We start from the raw sequence: 19587 nt of genomic DNA, 5'->3' as shown, positions 1-19587 counted from the left end.
CCGGAGATTTCCTATGACGCTCGAAACCGCTCGCCCCTATGTCGACATCCACGCGCCCGTGGCCGAGGCGCTGGCGGCGGGTCGCCCGGTGGTGGCGCTTGAATCGACAATCATCACCCACGGCATGCCCTATCCCGACAATGGCGCCATGGCGGCCAATGTCGAAAAGATCATTTCAGATGAAGGCGCGGTGCCGGCAACGATCGCGGTGGTCAATGGCCGCATCAAGATCGGCCTGTCCGACGGCGAACGGGAATCGCTTGCGATGACCGGTGACGCCATGAAGCTGTCGCGCGCCGACTTCGCCTTCGCCGTCGCCGAAGGGCGCACCGGCGGCACGACGGTGGCCGCCACCATGATCGCGGCGCATATGGCCGGCATCAAGGTATTTGCCACCGGTGGCATCGGCGGTGTGCACAAGGGCGCTGAAAAGAGCTTCGACATCTCCGCCGATCTCGACGAATTGGCGCGCACGCCGGTCATCGTGGTGTCGGCCGGCGCCAAGGCCATTCTCGACATCGAGAAGACGCTGGAGGTGCTGGAAACGCGCGGCGTGCCGGTGATCGGCCACGGCTGCGAGACGATGCCGGCCTTCTGGTCGCGTCAATCGCCCTTCCGGGCACCGCTGACGCTGGATGCTCCTGAAAAGATCGCCAAGCTGTTCAAGACGCGCCAGGCGCTTGGTATCGACGGCGGCGTGCTGGTGGCCAATCCGGTGCCGGTGGCCGACGAAATCCCTGCCGCCGAGATGGCCGGCTATATCGAGGCCGCGCAGAAGGCTGCGGAAGCGCAGAACGTAACCGGAAAGGCGGTGACACCGTTCCTGCTCGGCAAGATCCTGGAGATCACCAACGGCCGCAGCCTGAAGACCAATATCGCGCTGGTGGAAAACAATGCCCGCGTTGCGGCAAGGGTCGCCAAGGCACTGTAGAAACTATTTTCCGGAGCGCAGGCCAGCCTCGTAGGATTTCCTTGCCCAGGCAGCCATGTCGTCCGGGTCGTCGGCGGCTCCGTCCGGCAAGGTCCAATAGGGCATCGCCACCTGTTTACCGTGACGCGAGCCCACATAGGTCCATTGCGTGCAGCCGGCCGCGGCGAATTCGCGGCCTAGTTCGGCGTCGGCCTTCAGCATCAATTCGCCGCGCAGTTCGATGGCGACGATGACGCCATCGAAATAGATGCCCTTGCCGCCAAACAAGCGACGGATGCTGACCGGGCCGAGGCCGGCGAAAAGGTCGCTGATCGCGTCATTGTCCATGGCACGATCTTGTCATGAACCTTGATGATCGTCACGACGCAACCAAAGCTCTGCTGACAGGTTTAGCCCCTGCAACGTGTAGGATTTCGGACGAAACCGAGGAGACCGCCATGCCCATGCTTCTTCAAGGCTCCTGCCGTTGTGGCGCCGTCCACTTCCAGGCGGAAAGCCATACGCCCGCGCCCTACCAGCTCTGCTATTGCTCGATCTGCCGCAAGCAGCAGGGTGGAGGCGGATATGCGATCAACCTCGGGGCCGACTCCGCAACGCTGAAGATAACCGGCAAGGAGAACCTCGGGGTCTATCGCGCCGAAATCCAGGACGACGAACACCCTGTGTGCGAGACCTCCACGGGCGAACGCAATTTCTGCAAGAAATGCGGTTCGGCACTGTGGCTCTACGATCCGACCTGGCCGGAACTCGTGCATCCATTCGCATCGGCCATCGATACAGAGCTGCCTGAGCCGCCGGAGCGCACCCATCTGATGCTGAAATACAAAAGTAGCTGGGTGAAGCCCAACATTCGCGATGCCGACAAGGTCTTCGATCTCTACCCCGAGGAATCGATCGCCGCCTGGCATCGACGAACGGGAATGTGGGTGGAGTGAAGATCAGGCTTTTCCGGCAAAGTCCTCAAGCGCCTTGCCCATGCCGCCACCCACGCGCCGTTTGGGCGAGAAACAGGCGTTCTCCGTCGAAAAATCTCACGCAGCGCTTTGAGCGCGGGCTTCGGCCAATGCCTTCAGATCGGCAGGTTTCAATTCCACGGATTCGCCGCAGCCGCAGGCCGAAGACTGGTTCGGGTTGCGGAAGGTGAAACCGGTTCGCAGCGTGGTGCGCTCGAAATCCATCTCGGTGCCGAACAGGAACAATGCCGCTTCGGGCGCAACGTAGACGTGCGCGCCGTCGCGCTCGACGTGATCGTCCTTGGTGTTGGGCTCGGTCACTAGGTCGACCGTGTATTCCATGCCGGCGCAGCCGCCCTTCTTGATGCCGAGACGGATGCCCTGCGCGTTTTCGCGCGTGGCCATGATCTCGCGCACACGCTCGGCGGCCTTGTCGGTCATTGAGATGACGGCGAAACGTCCCATGTCATTCTCCAGTTTCACGCGGGTTCAAGGCCCACGGAACGAGTCTAGCTATAAGATGGTGAAGTTTTCACAGCCATGCAAGACGGCCAGAAAAAGTGTAGAGTGTCCTTTGCACGTCCGAAGACGCGCGGCGCTCTAATACCACCCCACCGCGACCTGAGCCTCTTCCGACATGCGGTCGGGCGTCCATGGCGGGTCGAACACCATCTTGACCTCGACACCTGAGACACCTTCTACGGTGCCAACCGCGTTCTCGACCCAACCAGGCATCTCGCCGGCCACCGGACAGCCTGGCGCGGTCAGCGTCATGTCGATCTTGACCGTGCGGTCGTCCTCGATGTCGATCTTGTAGACCAGTCCGAGTTCATAGATATCTGCTGGGATTTCCGGATCGTACACCGTCTTCAGCGCCGAAACGATGTCGTCGGTGATGCGCGCCAGCTCATCGGCTGGAATGGTGGAAGCGGGAGCAGCATCCGCCGTGGCGGTCTGCAATGCCTCTGTTTCGGTGATCGCGGCGTCTTCCATGGTTCTTACCCGAAGAATTTCCGTGCTTTTTCCAGCGCCTCGACGAGGGCGTCAACTTCGGCGCGCGTGTTGTACATGCCGAAAGATGCCCTGCATGTGGAGGTAACACCGAAGCGTTTCAACAGCGGCTGAGCACAATGCGTGCCCGCGCGGACCGCAACACCCTGCCGATCAATCACCATCGACACGTCGTGGGCATGGATGCCCTTGAGTTCGAAGGAGATGATGGCGCCCTTGTCCGGCGCGTCGCCGAAGATGCGCAGCGAGTTGATCGAACGCAGCCGCTCATGCGCATAGGTCTTCAAGTCGGCCTCATGCGCGGCAATACGCCCGCGCCCCACCTTTTCCATATATTCGAGCGCGGCACCGAGGCCGATCGCCTGCACGATCGGCGGCGTGCCGGCCTCGAAACGGTGCGGCGGGTCGTTATAGGTGACGATATCTTCCGTCACCTCTTCGATCATTTCACCGCCCCCCATGAAGGGCCGCATCGCCTCGAGCCGCTCCTTCTTGCCGTAGAGCACACCGATGCCGGAAGGACCGTAGACCTTGTGGCCGGTGAAGACGAAAAAGTCGCAGTCGAGGTCTTGCACGTCGATCGGCATGTGCACGGCGCTCTGGCTGCCGTCGACCAGAACTGGGATGCCACGCTGATGCGCTATCCGGCAGATCTCCTTGATCGGCGTCACGGTGCCCAGCGCGTTCGACATCTGGGTGATGGCCACAAGCTTGGTGCGATCGGTCAGCCGCTTTTCGAATTCCTCGATGTGGAAGGCCCCGAAATCATCCACCGGCACCCAGACCAGCTTGGCGCCCTGGCGTTCGCGGATGAAGTGCCACGGCACGATGTTGGAATGGTGCTCCATAATGGAGAGCACGATTTCGTCGCCGTCACCGATGTTCGGCATGCCCCAGCCATATGCCACGGTGTTGATCGCGGCCGTGGTATTGGAGGTGAAGACGATGTTGTCGGTGCTCGGCGCATTCAGGAAGCGCCGCACGGTTTCGCGTGCCTTTTCATAGGCATCGGTGGCAGCGTTCGACAGGAAGTGAAGGCCGCGATGGACGTTGGCATATTCCTGGGAATAGGCGTGCTGGATGGCGTCCAGCACAGCCTGCGGCTTCTGCGCCGAAGCGCCATTGTCGAGGTAGACCAGCGGTTTGCCGTAGACCTCGCGCGACAGAATCGGGAAGTCGCGGCGGATCGCCTCGACGTCGTAGGGAGCGGTGGTGTTCAGCACGTGGTCCATTTCCTACTCGGAGCGAATGGTGAGTAGTGAGGTAGCGAATATCGCGCTGTCGCTTCTATTCGCTACTCACTGTTACCCATGCGTCGCGAACCATTCGTCGAGTTTGCCTTCCAGCGTCTCGACGATCTGCTCGTCTTCCAGTTCCTCGATCACTTCCGCGACGAAGGCTTTCACCAGCAAGCCACGCGCGGTCTTCTCATCGATACCGCGCGCCATCAGGTAGAAAAGATGGCCGTGGTCGATCTCGGTGACCGTTGCGCCGTGGCCGCACTGCACGTCGTCGGCGAAGATTTCCAGCTCCGGCTTGGTCGAGAACTCGCCGTCGTCCGACAACAGCAAGGTGTTGCAGGCCATCTTGGCATCGGTCTTCTGAGCGTATTGATGCACATTGATACGACCCTGGAAAACGCCACGCGCCTTGCCGGTGACGACGTTGCGGATCACTTCCGTCGACGTCGTATGCGGCACGGCATGGTCGAGCACCATGGTCACGTCCGTGTGCGTGTCACCGGCCAGGAGATTGACGCCGCGCAGCTTGAAATCCGCGCCTTCGCCCTTGGTGGCGACGACGACTTCCTGGCGCACCAGCTTGCCGCCGGCATTCAGGAAGAACAAAGTGAGCTTGGCGTCCTTGCCGATCCAGGCCTTGAACTGGGCAAGATGCGAAGCCGTCTCCGGCTGCTCCTGCACGATCAGCCATGTCGCCTCCGCACCCTCGTCCAGCGTCAATTGGCTGACGGACGAAGTGAGCGCCGCACCCTCGCCGGTCTGATGTTCGACGATGATCGCCTTGGCGCCCTTGCCGACGCGGACCGGTAACCGCACATGGCTCTGGCCACCGGCCTGCACATTCTGCAGTTCAATCGGCTTTTCCAGTTCGATCCCATCGGCCACGTCGACGAACACGCCATCGGCAACAAAGGCAGTGTTGAGCGCACCGATGGCATCATCGGGACCATAGAGGTCCAGCGCCGGTGCAAAGCTGCCGTCGGTCAGTTTGTCCGACAGGCGGGCGAACGAAACACCTTCGACCGTCGGGAACTTGGCTGCGGAGGCGCCATTCAGCACCGAAACCACGGTCGAACCCTCGATCACCGGCGCGATCGCCTTGGCGCTTGCCGAAGGATCAAAACCCGGCACCGCAGGCAGCAAGGTGCGCAGGTTGGTGTAGTGCCAGCTTTCGATGCGCTTGGTCGGCAGGCCGGCTTTGAGCGCTTCGACGGCGTTGTCGCGCCGAACCATGACCTCACCGTCGCCCGGTAGCAGCGACTGCCGCTCGCCGAAGGCATCGATCAGCGCTGTCTCGGCCTGGGTCAGCTGCGGTTGAGCATGTACGTTCATGACAGCCCCCTCAAGCAGCCTCGCCGATCACGCCGGCATAACCATTGGCTTCGAGGTCGAGCGCCAACGACTTGTCGCCGGATTTGATGACCTGACCTTTGTAGAGCACGTGCACGCTGTCCGGCACGATGTGCTCGAGCAGGCGCTGGTAGTGGGTGATGACGACGATGGCGCGGTCGGGCGAGCGCAGGGCGTTGACGCCGTCAGAGACGATCTTGAGCGCGTCGATGTCGAGGCCGGAATCGGTTTCGTCCAGCACGCACAACTTCGGCTCGAGCAGCTTCATCTGCAGGATTTCGGCCCGCTTCTTCTCGCCGCCGGAGAAGCCGACATTGAGCGGACGCTTCAGCATGGCAATGTCCATATTGAGCGAGGCGGCGGCCTCCTTCACCAGTTTCAGGAATTCCGGCACCTTCAGCGGCTCTTCACCGCGCGCCTTGCGCTGCGCGTTCATGGCCACTTTCAGGAATTCCATCGTCGCCACGCCCGGTATCTCCATCGGATACTGGAAAGCGAGGAAGATGCCAGCGGCGGCGCGCTCGGCCGGGTCCATCTCCAGGATCGACTCGCCGTTGTAGAGGATGTCGCCTTCTGTGACCTCGTAGTCCTCGCGACCGGCAAGGATATAGGACAGCGTCGACTTGCCGGAGCCGTTCGGGCCCATGATGGCGGCCACTTCGCCCTTATTAACCGTCAGGTTCAGCCCGCGAATGATCTCGGTGCCGTCGTCGGCAATGCGGGCATGCAGGTTCTTGATCTCAAGCATTTGTTCTTCCTGAATCTTTTTGAGCGGTCAGCCGACCGAGCCTTCGAGCGAAATACCGATGAGCTTCTGCGCCTCGACGGCGAACTCCATCGGCAGCTCCTGGATGACGTCCTTGACGAAGCCGTTGACGATGAGCGCGATGGCTTCCTCTTCGGGAATGCCGCGCTGCATGACATAGAACTTCTGGTCCTCGGAAATCTTCGACGTCGTCGCCTCATGCTCAAACTTGGCGGTCGAATTCTTGGCTTCCATGTAGGGAACCGTGTGCGCACCGCACTGGTCGCCGATCAGCAGCGAGTCGCAGTTGGTGAAGTTGCGCGCGTTGGTCGCCTTGCGATGGGCCGAGACCTGGCCGCGATAGGTGTTCTGGCTGAAGCCGGCAGCGATACCCTTGGAGATGATCCGGCTGCGTGTGTTCTTGCCGAGATGGATCATCTTGGTGCCGCTGTCGATCTGCTGATAGCCGTTCGACACAGCGATCGAGTAGAAATTGCCCTGACTCTCATCGCCACGCAGGATGCAGGACGGATACTTCCAGGTGATCGCCGAGCCGGTCTCGACCTGCGTCCACGAGATCTTCGAACGATGACCGCGGCAGTCGCCGCGCTTGGTGACGAAGTTGTAGATGCCGCCTTTGCCCTGCGCGTCGCCGGGATACCAGTTCTGCACGGTCGAATATTTGATCTCGGCATCGTCGAGGGCAACCAGTTCGACGACTGCGGCATGAAGCTGGTTCTCGTCGCGCTGCGGCGCGGTACAGCCTTCAAGATAGGAAACGTAGGCTCCCTCTTCCGCGATGATCAGCGTGCGCTCGAACTGGCCGGTGTTCTTCTCATTGATGCGGAAATAGGTCGAGAGTTCCATCGGGCAACGAACGCCCTTCGGCACGAAGACGAAGGAGCCGTCGGTGAAAACCGCCGAATTCAGCGTGGCGTAATAGTTGTCCGAGGTCGGCACGACCGAGCCCAGATATTTCTTCACCAGCTCCGGATGTTCACGGATGGCTTCCGAGATCGAGCAGAAGATGACGCCGGCCTTGGCCAGCTCTTCCTTGAAGGTGGTGACGACAGAAACCGAGTCGAACACGGCGTCGACCGCGACACGACCGGATTTGTAGACGTTGTCGCTGCCGTCCTCGTCGGCCAACCCGTCGACCGGAGCTTTTTCCTTCTGCACGCCGGCGAGGATCTCCTGCTCCTTGAGGGGAATGCCGAGCTTCTCGTAGACCTTCAGCAGTTCCGGATCGACCTCGTCCAGCGACTTCGGCCCGGACTGGTTCTTCGGCGCCGCGTAGTAGTGAATGTCCTGGAAGTCGATCTTCGGATATTCGACGCGCGCCCAGGTCGGCTCTTCCAGCGTCAGCCAGCGGCGATACGCTTCCAGACGCCATTCCAGCATCCACTCCGGCTCGCTCTTCTTTTCGGAGATGAAACGAATGATGTCTTCCGACAGGCCTTTTGGCGCCTTGTCGGTCTCAATCGTTGTCTCGAATCCATACTTGTATTGGTCGACGTCGATCTTTCGGACTCGATCGATCGTCTCCTGCACGGCAGGCATAAGCGTTCTCCATCCATGCCGAGGTCAAGGCCCGGCCGTTTTCAAACTATGGCACCGCCGGTCCGATACGGACCGTGCTTGGCGGCGTAAGTTCCATATAGTGCGCTCCGGCCAAGAAAACACCCGGCCAACAGGAACACACGGCTCTACCAGGCCGAAGCCTGAATTCTTCCCGCCTTCAGGCGGCTCTTTCCCGCGCGGCGCGGCGGGCGGCAATCCCGGCCAGCGCCTTGCGAAACCGTTCGACGTCCTCGGCGGTCGTGGCGGCACCGATCGATACGCGCAGCGCTCCACTGTCCTCGTCATGGCCCATCGCCTTCAGCACATGGCTCGGCCCGATCTTGCCGGACGAACAGGCAGAACCTGCCGACAGCGCGACACCCGCCAGATCGAAGGCGATCTGCGCCGTCTCGGCCTTGGTGCCCGGAATAGCGAAGAACGTCGTGTTGGCAAGGCGTTCGACGCGCTTTCCAAAAATTTCAGCGTCCGGCACCAGTTCGGTCACGATCGCCTCAATGGCATCGCGTCGCTCCCGGACCGCCTCAATACCGCCAAGAGCAGTGAGCGCCTCGCGCGCAGCCGCGCCGAAACCGGCAATGGAGGCAAGGTTCTCTGTGCCGCCGCGATGGCCCTTCTCCTGGCCACCGCCGGCAACCAGTGGGGCCGGCATCATCAGGTCGGAAGCGGCGACGATGGCACCGACGCCCTTCGGGCCGCCGATCTTGTGCGAGGAGAGAATCAAATAATCGGCATAAGGCACTGACATATCGATCGGAAAGCGCCCCGTCGCCTGCACCGCATCCACGATCAGGACGCCGCCGGCCGCTTTCACGATCGCAGCGATCTCGCCGATAGGCTGGATGACACCGGTCTCGTTGTTGGCAGCATGGATGGCGATCAGAGGCAGGCCTGCGGCTTTGTCATGACTTGCGAGCGCCAGCGCCAAAGCACCGAGGTCGACGATGCCGTCTGACGTCACGCCAATGCGCGAGATCTTTTCTGGAGTGAAACGACCGCCATTGAGCAGGCAAGGATGTTCAGCCTTGGAAACATAAAGGCGCGCCATGCGCAGCGCCGCACGACCCATGCGCCAGTCGGGAGAGAGCAGTGTTATCGCCGCCTCTGTAGCACCGGAGGTGAAGACGACATGGTCGGGCTTGGCATTGACCAATGCTGCCACATCGCGGCGCGCGTCTTCGATCAGGCGCCGCGCTGCACGGCCTTCGGCATGCACCGAGGAGGGATTTGCCGCATCGAGTGCCGCGACCACGGCCGCGCGCGCCGCAGGTAGCAGCGGCGCACTGGCATTGTAGTCGAGATAGGCGCGAGGCTCGGCCATTTTACCCGGTGTTTTCCCTTCAAAACCCGCTCTCGCAAAGAGAAGCGTTATTTCCTTGAAATTCCAAGGCCAGCCGTCCTATTACGCGGCTTGCGGCAGCAATGGCAGAGCCTTACATCTCGGCCATGCAGTTTTGAACAGTTCTAAACTAGCTTCTAGGTAGACGCTCGCCTTGCGTCAAGCTTGGATTGGGGCCGAAGCGGGAATTGTTCAAACGCCATAAAGCGTACACCAGGAGTTATTCATGCCAGAGGTCATTTTCGCCGGTCCGGCCGGCCGCCTTGAAGGTCGCTACCAGCCTTCCAAGGAAAAGAGCGCGCCGATCGCCATCGTCCTGCATCCGCATCCGCAGTTCGGCGGCACGATGAACAACAAGATCGTCTACGACCTCTTCTACATGTTCCAGAAGCGCAATTTCACCACACTGCGCTTCAATTTCCGCAGTATCGGCCGCAGCCAAGGCGAGTTCGACCACGGCACAGGCGAACTTTCAGACGCCGCAGCCGCGCTCGACTGGGTACAGTCGCTACATCCCGACTCCAAAAGCTGCTGGGTGGCCGGCTATTCCTTCGGCGCCTGGATCGGTATGCAGCTTTTGATGCGTCGCCCGGAAATCGAAGGTTTCATCTCGGTGGCACCGCAGCCCAACACCTACGATTTCTCCTTCCTGGCGCCCTGCCCGTCGTCAGGCCTGATCATCCATGGCGATGCCGACAAGGTGGCGCCAGCCAAGGACGTGCAGGGGCTGGTCGACAAGCTGCACACCCAGAAGGGCATCACCATCACTCAGAAGACGCTTCCGGGCGCGAACCACTTCTTTGCCAATGACGCTGAGTTGCTGATTGAGGAATGCGCGGATTATCTCGACCGCCGTCTCGCCGGCGAACTGGCCGACCCGCGCCCGAAGCGGTTGCGCTAGAACATACTGCCGGCGCCGGCAGCAGGACCGGACATGAAGATCAGACCTCATACCAAGCGCGATACCGCGCGCCTGGTCGATATCTGGCTTGCCGCCGTACGTGCCACGCATCATTTCCTGACCGAGGAGGACATCCAGTTCTTCCTGCCGAAGCTGCGCGACCAGTACATACCGGCGTTGGAGGTGTATGTCGCCGAAGGCGAAGACGGCCGGGCCACGGGATTTTCCGGACTGGACGGGGTGAATCTGGAAATGTTGTTCATTGATCCTGCCCACCACGGGCGCGGCATCGGCAAGCAACTGATCGACCATGCCGTTGCCCTCAAAGGGCGATTGAAGGTGGACGTCAACGAACAGAACCCCGGCGCGCTGGCCTTCTATCTCAAATGCGGCTTCACACAGGTCGGGCGTTCCGAACTCGATGGTTCGGGAAAACCCTTCCCGCTGCTGCATCTGGCGCAACTCGGCTGAGACAGTCGTAAATCGAGGCAAGCGCATTGCCGGAAGGCCATGTTGGCGGCAGAGTGGCCCTCAAGAAGAAGAATTTGCCTCATGTATCAGCCGCCGTATTTCAACGAGACGCGTCTTGAGGTTCTGCATGCGCTGATCCGCGCGCATCCGCTCGGATTGCTGATCTCCAACGGCGCAGACGGACCTGTTGCCGATCCCGGCTGGAGCAAATTCCAGGAAAAGTGCGTAACGGTTTTCCGTCCGAAATCACGTAAAAACAAAGAGTTATAGCGTTTCGGTGAAAACCGGAAATGCTCTAGTGCTGAACCGCCGGCTGATTATGAGCAGCATACGAACTCGAGATCGGCTCAGCTTTCGGTGTGCGCCATACGGTGCGTTTCAAACGCGGCAGCCCAATCGGATTGGAGCGGAACAGAAAGCCCAGCCGGGCACAGACGATCGCTGCCACCACCCCAAAGCCGAAGCCAAGGCCGAAGCCGATGATGGTATCGCTGGGATAGTGGGCGCCGACGAAGATCCGAGTCGAGGCAAACCACAGTCCAAGAAGCAGGAAAACGTATTTTCCGCGTGGGAACAAAAGCACCAGGATGGCGGTGACCGATCCAATGGTGGTGGCGTGACCGGACGGGAATGAGGCGAAGATCGCCTTCACCGTGAAAGGATGGAGCGAAAACGCCCCATATTCGTCGTAGAGTGCCGGGCGCGCGCGGCCGATCAAAATTTTCAGGACGATGGTAAGCAGCCCCGGCAATCCAACCGCTGCAAGTACGAAAAGCGCGACCGAGGTGCGGTTATAGACCGCGATAAGCTGCTTGCGTCCCAGGCGAGACCAATCGATTTGGTTGGCAACCAGAAGCCAACCCGCCGCTGGCCAGAGATACCATTCGCCAAGACCGAGAGGCGTCGACATCTCCGCCACTGCTTTGAATGCCGGAGGCCAATCACAAACCGAAGCACGATCCAGGAAGATTGCCGCCAGTCCGGCCAGAAGGCTGCAGCCGAGCGTCCAGGACAGCCAGAATATGCGATCATACCGGGCCGGCCGCTGGCGGAAGCGACGGCCAATCACGGCGAATGTGCCGGCCGTATTCGACCAACTGCGCGCAAGCATGCGCTGGAAGAGCGGCCCCGACGGCGCGCCAGCATCCTTCATGATATGCCCCTTACCCCAGTTCCGCCACATCGCGGCAGCAACACATCGGTAGAGTGACGCTATCATGACAGATCATCAAGGTCTGGCTAATGAATGATCAAGGATTGGCGACCCGGTAGAGGCCGAGCGCCAATTTGTCACCGGACGAGTAGTTGGTGCCGTCGATTTCCGTCAGGCGCGTTGCCGTCTTGCCTGAACCGGCCAGCGCCGATTGCAGCGCGGCCTCATCGGCAACGGGGACTAAAGCCAGCGCGCAGTTCGGGTCTGTGGCCAGATGATCCGCAGCCCCTTGCGTATCGGTCAGCTTGGTCTTGGTGCCGGCCATGAAGATCAGGCTCGGCTCGTGGTATTGCGAAGATGCCAGAACCGAATTCTCGCAGGGCTTTTTTTCCTGGATCGCAGCGACGATGCGCGGCGTCAGCCAGATCGACGTCAGGGTCGGCACGATGAGGCCGATCAACAAGGCATAGGCCGCCCCTGCGGCCGCAGCAGCCGCACCGACACGGTTCAACGAAAGCTGCGATTGGCGCGGAAACGCTAGATACCCCGCGGCGAGTGCGAAAATGGCTGCCGGAATGCTCCAGGGATTGAACGCCCCTGTCAGGTAGAGCGGTGCACCGACGGCGATTGCCGCGATACCGAGTGTGACGACAACAAGACCGAAGGCAGTCGCCCAATAGAGCCATGTCTGCCAGCGTTTCAGGGCCGCCTGCTCCGGCGACAGGGTGAGCAGCCAACCGACCAGCAGTGCGACTGCCGGATAGGCCGGCAGCACATAATGCGGCAGCTTGGTCGGCACCAGTTCGAGAAGGATCCAGAACGGTATATACCAGGCAAGACAGAAACGCAGGCGCGGGTCACCGCGCATGTGATTGAGGGCTGCCAGCCCTGCGCCAATGGCGATGAGGCTGAATGGCCACATGAACAACGAATAGGTCAGCGAATAATAGCCTGGCGGCATACCGTGCGATTCCTGACCATCGGCCACCTTGCCAACGAGATCCTTGCCGACCGCTTCCTGCCAGAAGGCGCCTCCGCTCTTCCAGGTGATCACGGCAAGCCAGGGTACGACGATGAGGGCTGTCAGCAGCAGCCCCCGGCCGGCTTTCAGCCGCGACAGCCAGCGCGCGTCGCGTTCAAAGGCTAGCAGGACCAGGATGGTGAGAAGGGACAGGGCTGGCGAGATCGGCCCCTTGATGAGAATGCCCAGCCCCTGCGCGATCCAGAACAACCAGGGCAGATATGCCGCCGACTGCTCGTTGCGGCGCGATGCGACATAGATCTGCGCCAATGCGCCTTGCGCGAGCACGCAGCAGGCGAGAAGAAAGGCGTCGGTCTTGGCGATGCGCCCCTCGAATGCAGTGGCAAAGATGGCAGCGACCACCAGGCCAGCCGCCATGCCCGCATTGGCCCCGAACAGGACGGTTGCCGTCCAGGCGGTCGCAACCGCGGCGATGGCGATGCCAAGAGCTGAAACAAGGCGATAGATCCAGATCGGCGCGTCGGCCCCTTCGCCGCTCAGCGCCACTGCCGCCGACTGCAGCCAGTAGATACCGATCGGTTTCTTGTAGCGCGATGCCTCCTGGAAGCGGATATCCAGGTAGTCGCCGCTCTCAGCCATCTGCTTGGTGGCCTGCACGAAGCGTGCTTCGTCACGATCCACGACAGGCAGGCTGGCCAGTCCCGATGCCGAAAGCACGAGGCTGAAGAGAAACAGAAACAGATATCTCCGGGTCATCTCCACGCGCCTGATCCCCTATCGAAAGATTGAACCACCGTGGACGCCCATGCCCATCAAGGTCAGTCGACCTTGCTCATGGCGGCCTTGCGCTCATTGGCGATCAGCCAGAGATTGCGGATGTAGATAAAGAGGCCGAGCCCCTGCCCGGCGATGAAAACCGGATCTCGGCGCGCTATCGCGTAGATCAAAAGCAAGGTTCCGCCTCCCAGGGAGAAGAACCAGAAGGCGATCGGCACCACCGAACGCTTGGCTCGCTCCGATGCTACCCACTGCACCACGAAGCGCATGGTGAAAAACATCTGGGCGACAAAGCCGAGCAGAACCCAGCCGTCGAACTGCTGCACGAAGACTTCGTGCAACCAGGTCAACAATTCCTGGAACACACTATCCATGCGTGATTTCCCTTGCCCTTGGCATGCGCCGACGCCGGCGCCGCAACCACCAAACCCCAAGCAGATCGGCAGCCCCCTGCAGGCCACGATCGAAGATGCCGTAGTTGGACTTGCCGTGACGGCGCGAGCGGTCGACCACGTCACGATGCACCACGCCATAGCCTTCCTGGATGACAAGCGCCGGCACGAAGCGGTGGGTACCGTCGAAGAACGGAATCTTGCGGAAGATTTCGGTACGCACGGCCTTCAGCCCACAGCCGGTATCGCGGGTCTGGTCGTGCAGGATGGCATTGCGCAGCCAGTTGGCGAAACGCGAGGCGAGTTGCTTGGCCCTGCTGTCGCGCCGCTTCAGGCGCTGGCCCTGCGCCGCGCCGACCTCGGGCCCGGCATCGCGCAGCGCATCGACCAGGATGGGAATGTATTGCGGATCGTTCTGGCCGTCGCCATCGATGGTGGCGACGATGTCGCCATGCGCAGCCCAGACACCGGAACGCACGGCGAGGCTCTGGCCGGACGACTTCTCATGGCGAATGTGACGAACCGGAAACGGCCGCGCGGCTGCTTGTGCGGCAAGAACCGGCTGAGTGTCATCGCTCGAACCGTCATCGACGACGATCACCTCGAAATCACGCCCGCTCATGGCGGCTGCGATCTCGTCGATCAGCAGAGGCAGGTTGGCCGCCTCGTTGCGGCCTGGGATAACGATGGAGATCAAGGCGTCCGCCATGGCAATCAGATCGGCCGGAACAGCTTCACGGATGTCGAGCGACGCGGTCGGCCCGACGCGTGCTCTGGAACGGCGGCGCGTCCACCGGAACGCGGGCTTTCCTTACGCCAGCGGCCAGATCGTGGCAAGCATGCGAGATGCTCCAACACCATTCACGGACGCGTGATCAGTCCGCCTGTCACAGCCTCCCGGCAGCGAGGTCGAGCCGTCCATCGAGATGCCGCTTGTCAGACCGACTGCGCAGAATTGGGGCATTCTTGACCTATATTCTTGTGATTCCAGGCCCGGCGATGCTAAAGGCCCGAAGCAGCGCCCCCAAGGGCAGCGCTGTTTTCTCGTTGTTTTCCGGAATCCTGTCATGTCCGCCTTCAAGTCCGACTTTCTGCGCGTTCTCGATGAACGTGGCTTCGTCCACCAGATCTCCGATCCGGAAGGGCTCGACGCGTTGGCCGCAAAGGGCCAGATCTGCGGTTATGTCGGCTACGACGCCACGGCGACCTCGATCCATATCGGCAACCTCATCACCGTCACCATGCTCTACTGGCTGCAGGAAACCGGCCACAAGGCGATCACGCTGATGGGTGGCGGCACATCGATGGTGGGCGATCCTTCCTTCCGCGACGAGCAGCGCAAGCTGCTGACCATCGAGCAGATCGAGACCAATATCGAGAGCATCAAGAAGGTCTACGGCAACATCCTGCGCTATGACGGGTCGAACCCCGCCATCATGGTCAACAATGCCGACTGGCTGCTGAAACTCAACTATGTCGAATTCCTGCGTGATGTCGGCCGGCATTTCTCGGTCAACCGCATGCTGTCCTTTGACAGCGTGAAGCTTCGGCTCGACCGCGAGCAGTCGCTGTCGTTCCTCGAATTCAACTACATGATCATGCAGGGTTACGACTTCACCGAACTCAGCCGGCGCTACGGAACGGTGCTGCAGATGGGCGGCTCCGACCAGTGGGGCAATATCATCAACGGCGTCGATCTCAGCCACCGCATGGGAGGACCACAGCTCTACGCTCTGACAACGCCGCTGCTTACCAAATCCTCCGGTGAGAAGATGGGCAAGTCGGCTTCAGGTGCGGTCTGGCTGAACGGCGATCTCTTCAGCCCCTATGATTTCTGGCAGTATTTCCGCAACACCGAGGATGCCGATGTCGGCCGTTTCCTGAAGATCTTCACGCGCCTGCCGCTTGGCGAGATCGCCAAGCTGGCGGCGCTTGGCGGCTCCGAGCTCAACGAGGCCAAGAAGATCCTCGCCACCGAAGTGACGGCCATCGTGCACGGGCGCACCGCAGCGCAAGAGGCTGCCGAGACGGCGCGCAAAACCTTCGAGGAAGGCGCGCTCGCTGACAATTTGCCGTCGATCGAGGTGGCAGGCTCTGAACTGGAGACCGGTATAGGCCTTCTTGCATTGGTGGTGCGGGCCGGGCTTGCAGCATCCAACGGCGAAGCGCGACGCCACGTCCAGGGCGGCGCGGTGCGGCTCAACGACGAAGCCATTACCGACGACCGGCGCTCTGTAACGCTTCAAGATCTGAGTCCGGAAAAGGTACTAAAGCTTTCACTCGGCAAGAAAAAACACATTCTGGTGCGGCCGGTCTAAGCGCGCCGACCTCACCGGAATTCGAAGATCGAGCGGAAGATGCCGGGCGCGATCACCGATAGCGGGTTGATCTGCAGGTCGGGCTTGTTGGCGCTGCCCTTCAACCGGTAGGTTACGCCGATCAGGCCACGGTCTCGGCCATTGCCCAGCAGCGCGCCAACCAGTGGCAATTCGCCAAAGATGCGATTGATGCCATAGGCCGGCATGAAGGTGCCGGTCATGTCCATATTGTCGTTCTGGTCGTAGAGCGTGCCCTGGAAGGTGGTACCGATCAGGGGGCCGCGCAGCACACCGTTCGCCACCTTGAGATAGCCGTTGCCCTTGACGATCTCCGCATAACCGCGCTCGAACTGCACGCGCGAGGTATCGATATCGGCCTTCACTGCCTGATTGAGCGAACGTTTGTCGCCGGCCGGTGTCGTCGAGACGATCGAGTCCAGCTTGGGTTCATTGACGATCTGGAAGTTGCGGGCATCGACCGTGCCGCGCATCGGCCCGTCTGCCGCGCCAGACAGCGCAACGGCGATCGCGCCTCCTTCCATATGTTTGTAGATGTCGAGAAACCGTAGCACCGCGCCCGCATCCGCCGACTTCATATCGAGCGTATGACGGCCACCTGCGGTGTTGTTGGATACATCAATAGACGCGCCGGAGCGGGCCTGTGCCTTCACCGCCAGCCCATTCACCTTCGATCCCGCGCCGCTGTAGTCGAGGGTAAAGTTCGACACGACTTCGTCGTTAAAACCCGTGAGCGCCTTCACGTTGGCAGTCACCGAGATCGCATCGCCGCCTGTGCCCTTAGTGGCACTGTCGGTATCCGAGGTGAACTGCTTGACCAGTGCACGTGCATCCAGCGCTTCGCCGTTCACCTTCACCACATAGCCCTTGCCGGAACGCTTGATGGAGACCGCGACGTCATCGCCCCGGTTAAGCTGCACGTGGGACAGGTTGGCGGAAACCAGATCGCCGTCGGAGAGCTCTACGGCGCCGCGAGCCTCGAAAGTCTTGCCATCAAGGTCGAAGTCTTTAAGCCGGGTGATCGATCCGGATTTCTCCATGGTGAAGGAAACGGTAGCCGGCACACCCGGCCCCTTGCTCCATCCAGCCCAGGGAATGCTGAGCTTGGCATTGGTCAGGTCGGCCACAACGTCCTGGTTGGCGTTGTCGCTCTTGTCGAGCTCGATTTTCATCGTGCCGGAAAGCATGGCAGAGAGGCCCGGCATCAAAGTCTGACGGATTTTGTCGTCGACCGTCAGCGTCACCTGACGGGAGCGCGGCGGCCCGTCGACTTCCAGCGGTTCGACCAGAGCGATTTCGGCGGGAATATTGTTGAGTAGCGCGTCCGCCTTCACCGTCGCACTCTTTGGGTTGACGACGATGCTGCCATCGGCGTCGGTGACCAACTGGTCGTCGATCGGCTTGGAGATAGCGAGATCTTCGTAGTCCAGCGACACCAGCCAACCGAGCTTCGACGTGTCGATGCCCTTTTGCAGCGGTATATCCGCCTTGACGTTGCCGGTGACGGTTCCCGACAACTCGTCCGGCTTCAATCCGACATGGCGCATCGCGTTGATGGGCTCGTAGGAAGCCAGTTCGGCGACAGCATCGGCATTGCCCGCGACATCGATGTTCAGTGTGCCTATGACAGGCGGGACGTTGGCATTCTTGACGGTGAGCGTGCCGTTGCTTGCAGCCACCAAACGACCGCTCGGCATGTAAACAGTGCCACTCGACAGCGAGATGTCGACATCGTTGCCGTGGAATTCGACCACGCCGTTCGCGTCGCGAATGGGCGGAATCTGCCCAGCGGTGTCGAAGCGCGACCCTTCGAGCTGGAAACGGCCGAACACCTCGTTGCGGTCGAGCGGAACCCCGTTTCCCGCCCGCCCAGGCGCCACCTGGTACTGCAAGCTGGCTTCGACGACCTTGCCGCCGAACAGATTCTCCAATACCCATTCGCGGGCGCCGCGCGCCGAGAACCAGGGCCAGAGCTGCTTGACGTGCGAAACAGGCATGTCGTGGACGTTGAGGGCCATCGAGACACCAGGCGCCTTCCCGGTAACGAATTCCACGGCTGCATTGCCCAGCACCTCGCCGGACGCACCCGATCGGACCGCGATTGTCGGAACGACGAGCTTGCGGCTTACCGTCTGGTATTCGCCAGCAATGCGCCCGATGAAGTTGAGCGCCGGTTCCGACGAGTCGACTGGCGCCAGCATCGATTTGTTGCTGACGAGGTCGAAACGATAGGACGGTTCATCACCAGCGGTACCCTGGCGGGGCTTCGGCCCAAGCGAACCTTCGATGTCGAAGTCCGAGCGACCAACCTGCAGATCGAGGCCATCGATGCCTATCTTGTTGGAACCGCGCACCAACGTCGCCTTCACCTTGGCGTCGACAGGCAGCATACCGCGCGCACCGAGATCAAGCACAGCACCCGCCAACGAGCCAGAAAGACTGAGCCGTGGCTGTACGCCACCCTCACCTTCCGCGCCTTCCAAGTGCAACGCCACCGCACCGACATTGCCACTCGCCTGCCCAACCGACTTCGAATCGGCGTTTACGGGATCGACGGTGATGTCTGCCCGAAGCGCAGTCACTTTGCGCGCCGCCGCGTCGCGGCCGGCCGATGCATCGACGGTTAGATTCCGTCCATCGATATCGAGCTTGGAGGAGAATTTGACGCCGGATGAGCCGGATTGTTCCACGGTCGCATCGGCGATCGTCACCAACTGCATGTCACCCGTTTTCGGCAGGACCACCGCAACATTGTCGAGGTCGATCAAGCGGATCGAATCCAGGCGAATGGCGTCGAGGGACTGGTGAACCGCACCGAAAACCGCATCGACCACCTTGTCGGGATCAATAAGCCCATCGGCGTTACGCAACGTTGCCGTCCACTCGCTATTGCCTTGCGACGGCATCGCATCCGCGAAAATACGTGCATCGGAAATCCGGGCGCTGGTTAGCTGCACCTCACCCGACAGAAGTGGGGCGAGCCGCACGCCGAAGCGCATGAGGCCGGCCTCGACCATCGGCCTGCCATCATTGGCGGTCAGCTTTACCTCCCGCACCTGGAGCGCCAGGAAGCTTGCCTTGTCCAATGTGATGCTGGCCGGGCCAACCGCTACGTTTACATCGACGCCAGCCATCCCTTCGATGGCGCGCTCTGCAGCCTGCCGCAAGCGTTCCGAGCCAACGCCGGTGGCGCCGATCGCATAAATCCCCGCTACGACCAAGACAAACAGCAGGCCAATGCCGAATAAAAAACGGCTCAGAAGCCGCGCACTACGACGAAATTTCGCGCGCCCGAGTGGCGGCACGGCATTGGCGGATGGCAGGGTGCGGAGATCGGCAATCTCATCGCGCCTGAACCGGATCTTCTCGGGCCTCGGGACTTCCTGATTCACCTAGTCTTCCGTCTTCAGCCCTCGGTGGCCGACGA

At 61.1% G+C, this 19587-nt stretch carries 18 protein-coding genes and 1 pseudogene; 6 read left to right on the top strand and 13 right to left on the bottom strand.

Features of this window, described 5'->3' with window-relative positions:
* Window positions 1–13: 13 nt before the first annotated feature.
* A complete protein-coding gene (locus tag ACFWXH_RS04040) occupies window positions 14–931 on the top strand; it encodes a pseudouridine-5'-phosphate glycosidase (RefSeq protein ID WP_379117732.1) in 918 nt (305 codons plus the stop codon).
* 3 nt (window positions 932–934) lie between these two features.
* Here ACFWXH_RS04040 and ACFWXH_RS04035 read toward each other — a convergent pair whose 3' ends face one another.
* Window positions 935–1258, bottom strand: coding sequence for a TfoX/Sxy family protein (locus ACFWXH_RS04035; protein WP_054314008.1), 324 nt, complete (start codon window positions 1256–1258; stop codon window positions 935–937).
* A 110-nt stretch (window positions 1259–1368) separates the two neighbouring features.
* Here ACFWXH_RS04035 and ACFWXH_RS04030 point away from each other — a divergent pair, with 110 nt between their 5' ends.
* Window positions 1369–1866, top strand: coding sequence for a GFA family protein (locus tag ACFWXH_RS04030; RefSeq protein ID WP_379117729.1), 498 nt, complete (start codon window positions 1369–1371; stop codon window positions 1864–1866).
* Window positions 1867–1962: 96 nt separating this feature from the next.
* On the opposite strand, the gene sufA is transcribed toward ACFWXH_RS04030, so the two are convergent.
* From sufA to ACFWXH_RS03995, 7 genes are all read right to left on the bottom strand, one after another.
* Window positions 1963–2349: a Fe-S cluster assembly scaffold SufA gene (gene sufA / locus ACFWXH_RS04025; RefSeq protein WP_054314006.1), complete on the bottom strand. Its 387-nt coding sequence runs from the start codon at window positions 2347–2349 to the stop codon at window positions 1963–1965.
* A gap of 135 nt (window positions 2350–2484) precedes the next feature.
* Entirely contained in the window at window positions 2485–2877 is a 393-nt protein-coding gene (locus ACFWXH_RS04020) for an SUF system Fe-S cluster assembly protein (protein WP_379117727.1), read from the bottom strand.
* 5 nt (window positions 2878–2882) lie between these two features.
* Window positions 2883–4127 (bottom strand): cysteine desulfurase, encoded by a 1245-nt coding sequence (locus ACFWXH_RS04015; RefSeq protein ID WP_379117725.1) that lies wholly within the window; start codon window positions 4125–4127, stop codon window positions 2883–2885.
* A gap of 72 nt (window positions 4128–4199) precedes the next feature.
* Window positions 4200–5468 (bottom strand): Fe-S cluster assembly protein SufD, encoded by a 1269-nt coding sequence (sufD, locus tag ACFWXH_RS04010; RefSeq protein ID WP_379117723.1) that lies wholly within the window; start codon window positions 5466–5468, stop codon window positions 4200–4202.
* A 10-nt stretch (window positions 5469–5478) separates the two neighbouring features.
* A complete protein-coding gene (sufC, locus tag ACFWXH_RS04005; RefSeq protein WP_379117721.1) occupies window positions 5479–6234 on the bottom strand; it encodes a Fe-S cluster assembly ATPase SufC in 756 nt (251 codons plus the stop codon).
* 27 nt (window positions 6235–6261) lie between these two features.
* A complete protein-coding gene (sufB, locus tag ACFWXH_RS04000; RefSeq protein WP_379117719.1) occupies window positions 6262–7791 on the bottom strand; it encodes a Fe-S cluster assembly protein SufB in 1530 nt (509 codons plus the stop codon).
* 178 nt (window positions 7792–7969) lie between these two features.
* Window positions 7970–9130: a cysteine desulfurase family protein gene (locus ACFWXH_RS03995; protein ID WP_379117717.1), complete on the bottom strand. Its 1161-nt coding sequence runs from the start codon at window positions 9128–9130 to the stop codon at window positions 7970–7972.
* 244 nt (window positions 9131–9374) lie between these two features.
* On the opposite strand from ACFWXH_RS03995, the gene ACFWXH_RS03990 reads away from it, so the two are divergent.
* From ACFWXH_RS03990 to ACFWXH_RS03980, 3 genes and pseudogenes are all read left to right on the top strand, one after another.
* The gene (locus ACFWXH_RS03990) at window positions 9375–10049 is read left to right on the top strand and encodes an alpha/beta hydrolase (RefSeq protein WP_054313999.1); all 675 of its coding nucleotides are present in this window, start codon (window positions 9375–9377) and stop codon (window positions 10047–10049) included.
* 33 nt (window positions 10050–10082) lie between these two features.
* Window positions 10083–10520, top strand: coding sequence for an acetyltransferase (locus ACFWXH_RS03985; RefSeq protein ID WP_379117715.1), 438 nt, complete (start codon window positions 10083–10085; stop codon window positions 10518–10520).
* 81 nt (window positions 10521–10601) lie between these two features.
* Window positions 10602–10715 (top strand): annotated as a pseudogene (locus ACFWXH_RS03980) (FMN-binding negative transcriptional regulator); the annotation flags it as partial.
* Window positions 10716–10815: 100 nt separating this feature from the next.
* Here the strand turns inward: ACFWXH_RS03980 and ACFWXH_RS03975 are convergent.
* From ACFWXH_RS03975 to ACFWXH_RS03960, 4 genes are all read right to left on the bottom strand, one after another.
* Window positions 10816–11673 carry a phosphatase PAP2 family protein gene (locus ACFWXH_RS03975; RefSeq protein ID WP_379117713.1) on the bottom strand — a complete coding sequence of 286 codons (858 nt, stop codon included), beginning with the start codon at window positions 11671–11673 and terminating at the stop codon, window positions 10816–10818.
* Window positions 11674–11770: 97 nt separating this feature from the next.
* Window positions 11771–13411: an ArnT family glycosyltransferase gene (locus ACFWXH_RS03970; RefSeq protein WP_379117711.1), complete on the bottom strand. Its 1641-nt coding sequence runs from the start codon at window positions 13409–13411 to the stop codon at window positions 11771–11773.
* Window positions 13412–13473: 62 nt separating this feature from the next.
* The gene (locus tag ACFWXH_RS03965; protein ID WP_379117709.1) at window positions 13474–13806 is read right to left on the bottom strand and encodes a lipid-A-disaccharide synthase N-terminal domain-containing protein; all 333 of its coding nucleotides are present in this window, start codon (window positions 13804–13806) and stop codon (window positions 13474–13476) included.
* Window positions 13799–14533 carry a glycosyltransferase family 2 protein gene (locus ACFWXH_RS03960; RefSeq protein ID WP_054313993.1) on the bottom strand — a complete coding sequence of 245 codons (735 nt, stop codon included), beginning with the start codon at window positions 14531–14533 and terminating at the stop codon, window positions 13799–13801. Before ACFWXH_RS03960 ends, ACFWXH_RS03965 begins: the two co-directional genes overlap by 8 nt.
* A 358-nt stretch (window positions 14534–14891) precedes the next feature.
* Between ACFWXH_RS03960 and tyrS the strand changes: the two genes are divergently transcribed.
* A complete protein-coding gene (gene tyrS, locus ACFWXH_RS03955; protein WP_054313992.1) occupies window positions 14892–16142 on the top strand; it encodes a tyrosine--tRNA ligase in 1251 nt (416 codons plus the stop codon).
* Window positions 16143–16153: 11 nt separating this feature from the next.
* On the opposite strand, the gene ACFWXH_RS03950 is transcribed toward tyrS, so the two are convergent.
* Window positions 16154–19552: a DUF3971 domain-containing protein gene (locus ACFWXH_RS03950; protein WP_379117705.1), complete on the bottom strand. Its 3399-nt coding sequence runs from the start codon at window positions 19550–19552 to the stop codon at window positions 16154–16156.
* Window positions 19553–19587: the final 35 nt, after the last annotated feature.

Source organism: Mesorhizobium sp. NPDC059054 (assembly GCF_042739215.1).
In the GTDB taxonomy this organism is placed as follows: Bacteria; Pseudomonadota; Alphaproteobacteria; order Rhizobiales; family Rhizobiaceae; genus Mesorhizobium.
The sequence above is the reverse complement of the archived record's forward strand: the minus strand, read 5'-3'. Positions and strand labels throughout refer to the sequence as shown.

Coding starts and splice junctions, on each gene's coding strand:
- ACFWXH_RS04040 (WP_379117732.1), top strand. CDS start 14: ATGACGCTCGAAACCGCTCGCCCCTATGTCGACATCCACGCGCCCGTG.
- ACFWXH_RS04035 (WP_054314008.1), bottom strand. CDS start 1,258: ATGGACAATGACGCGATCAGCGACCTTTTCGCCGGCCTCGGCCCGGTC.
- ACFWXH_RS04030 (WP_379117729.1), top strand. CDS start 1,369: ATGCCCATGCTTCTTCAAGGCTCCTGCCGTTGTGGCGCCGTCCACTTC.
- sufA (WP_054314006.1), bottom strand. CDS start 2,349: ATGGGACGTTTCGCCGTCATCTCAATGACCGACAAGGCCGCCGAGCGT.
- ACFWXH_RS04020 (WP_379117727.1), bottom strand. CDS start 2,877: ATGGAAGACGCCGCGATCACCGAAACAGAGGCATTGCAGACCGCCACG.
- ACFWXH_RS04015 (WP_379117725.1), bottom strand. CDS start 4,127: ATGGACCACGTGCTGAACACCACCGCTCCCTACGACGTCGAGGCGATC.
- sufD (WP_379117723.1), bottom strand. CDS start 5,468: ATGAACGTACATGCTCAACCGCAGCTGACCCAGGCCGAGACAGCGCTG.
- sufC (WP_379117721.1), bottom strand. CDS start 6,234: ATGCTTGAGATCAAGAACCTGCATGCCCGCATTGCCGACGACGGCACC.
- sufB (WP_379117719.1), bottom strand. CDS start 7,791: ATGCCTGCCGTGCAGGAGACGATCGATCGAGTCCGAAAGATCGACGTC.
- ACFWXH_RS03995 (WP_379117717.1), bottom strand. CDS start 9,130: ATGGCCGAGCCTCGCGCCTATCTCGACTACAATGCCAGTGCGCCGCTG.
- ACFWXH_RS03990 (WP_054313999.1), top strand. CDS start 9,375: ATGCCAGAGGTCATTTTCGCCGGTCCGGCCGGCCGCCTTGAAGGTCGC.
- ACFWXH_RS03985 (WP_379117715.1), top strand. CDS start 10,083: ATGAAGATCAGACCTCATACCAAGCGCGATACCGCGCGCCTGGTCGAT.
- ACFWXH_RS03975 (WP_379117713.1), bottom strand. CDS start 11,673: ATGAAGGATGCTGGCGCGCCGTCGGGGCCGCTCTTCCAGCGCATGCTT.
- ACFWXH_RS03970 (WP_379117711.1), bottom strand. CDS start 13,411: ATGACCCGGAGATATCTGTTTCTGTTTCTCTTCAGCCTCGTGCTTTCG.
- ACFWXH_RS03965 (WP_379117709.1), bottom strand. CDS start 13,806: ATGGATAGTGTGTTCCAGGAATTGTTGACCTGGTTGCACGAAGTCTTC.
- ACFWXH_RS03960 (WP_054313993.1), bottom strand. CDS start 14,533: ATGGCGGACGCCTTGATCTCCATCGTTATCCCAGGCCGCAACGAGGCG.
- tyrS (WP_054313992.1), top strand. CDS start 14,892: ATGTCCGCCTTCAAGTCCGACTTTCTGCGCGTTCTCGATGAACGTGGC.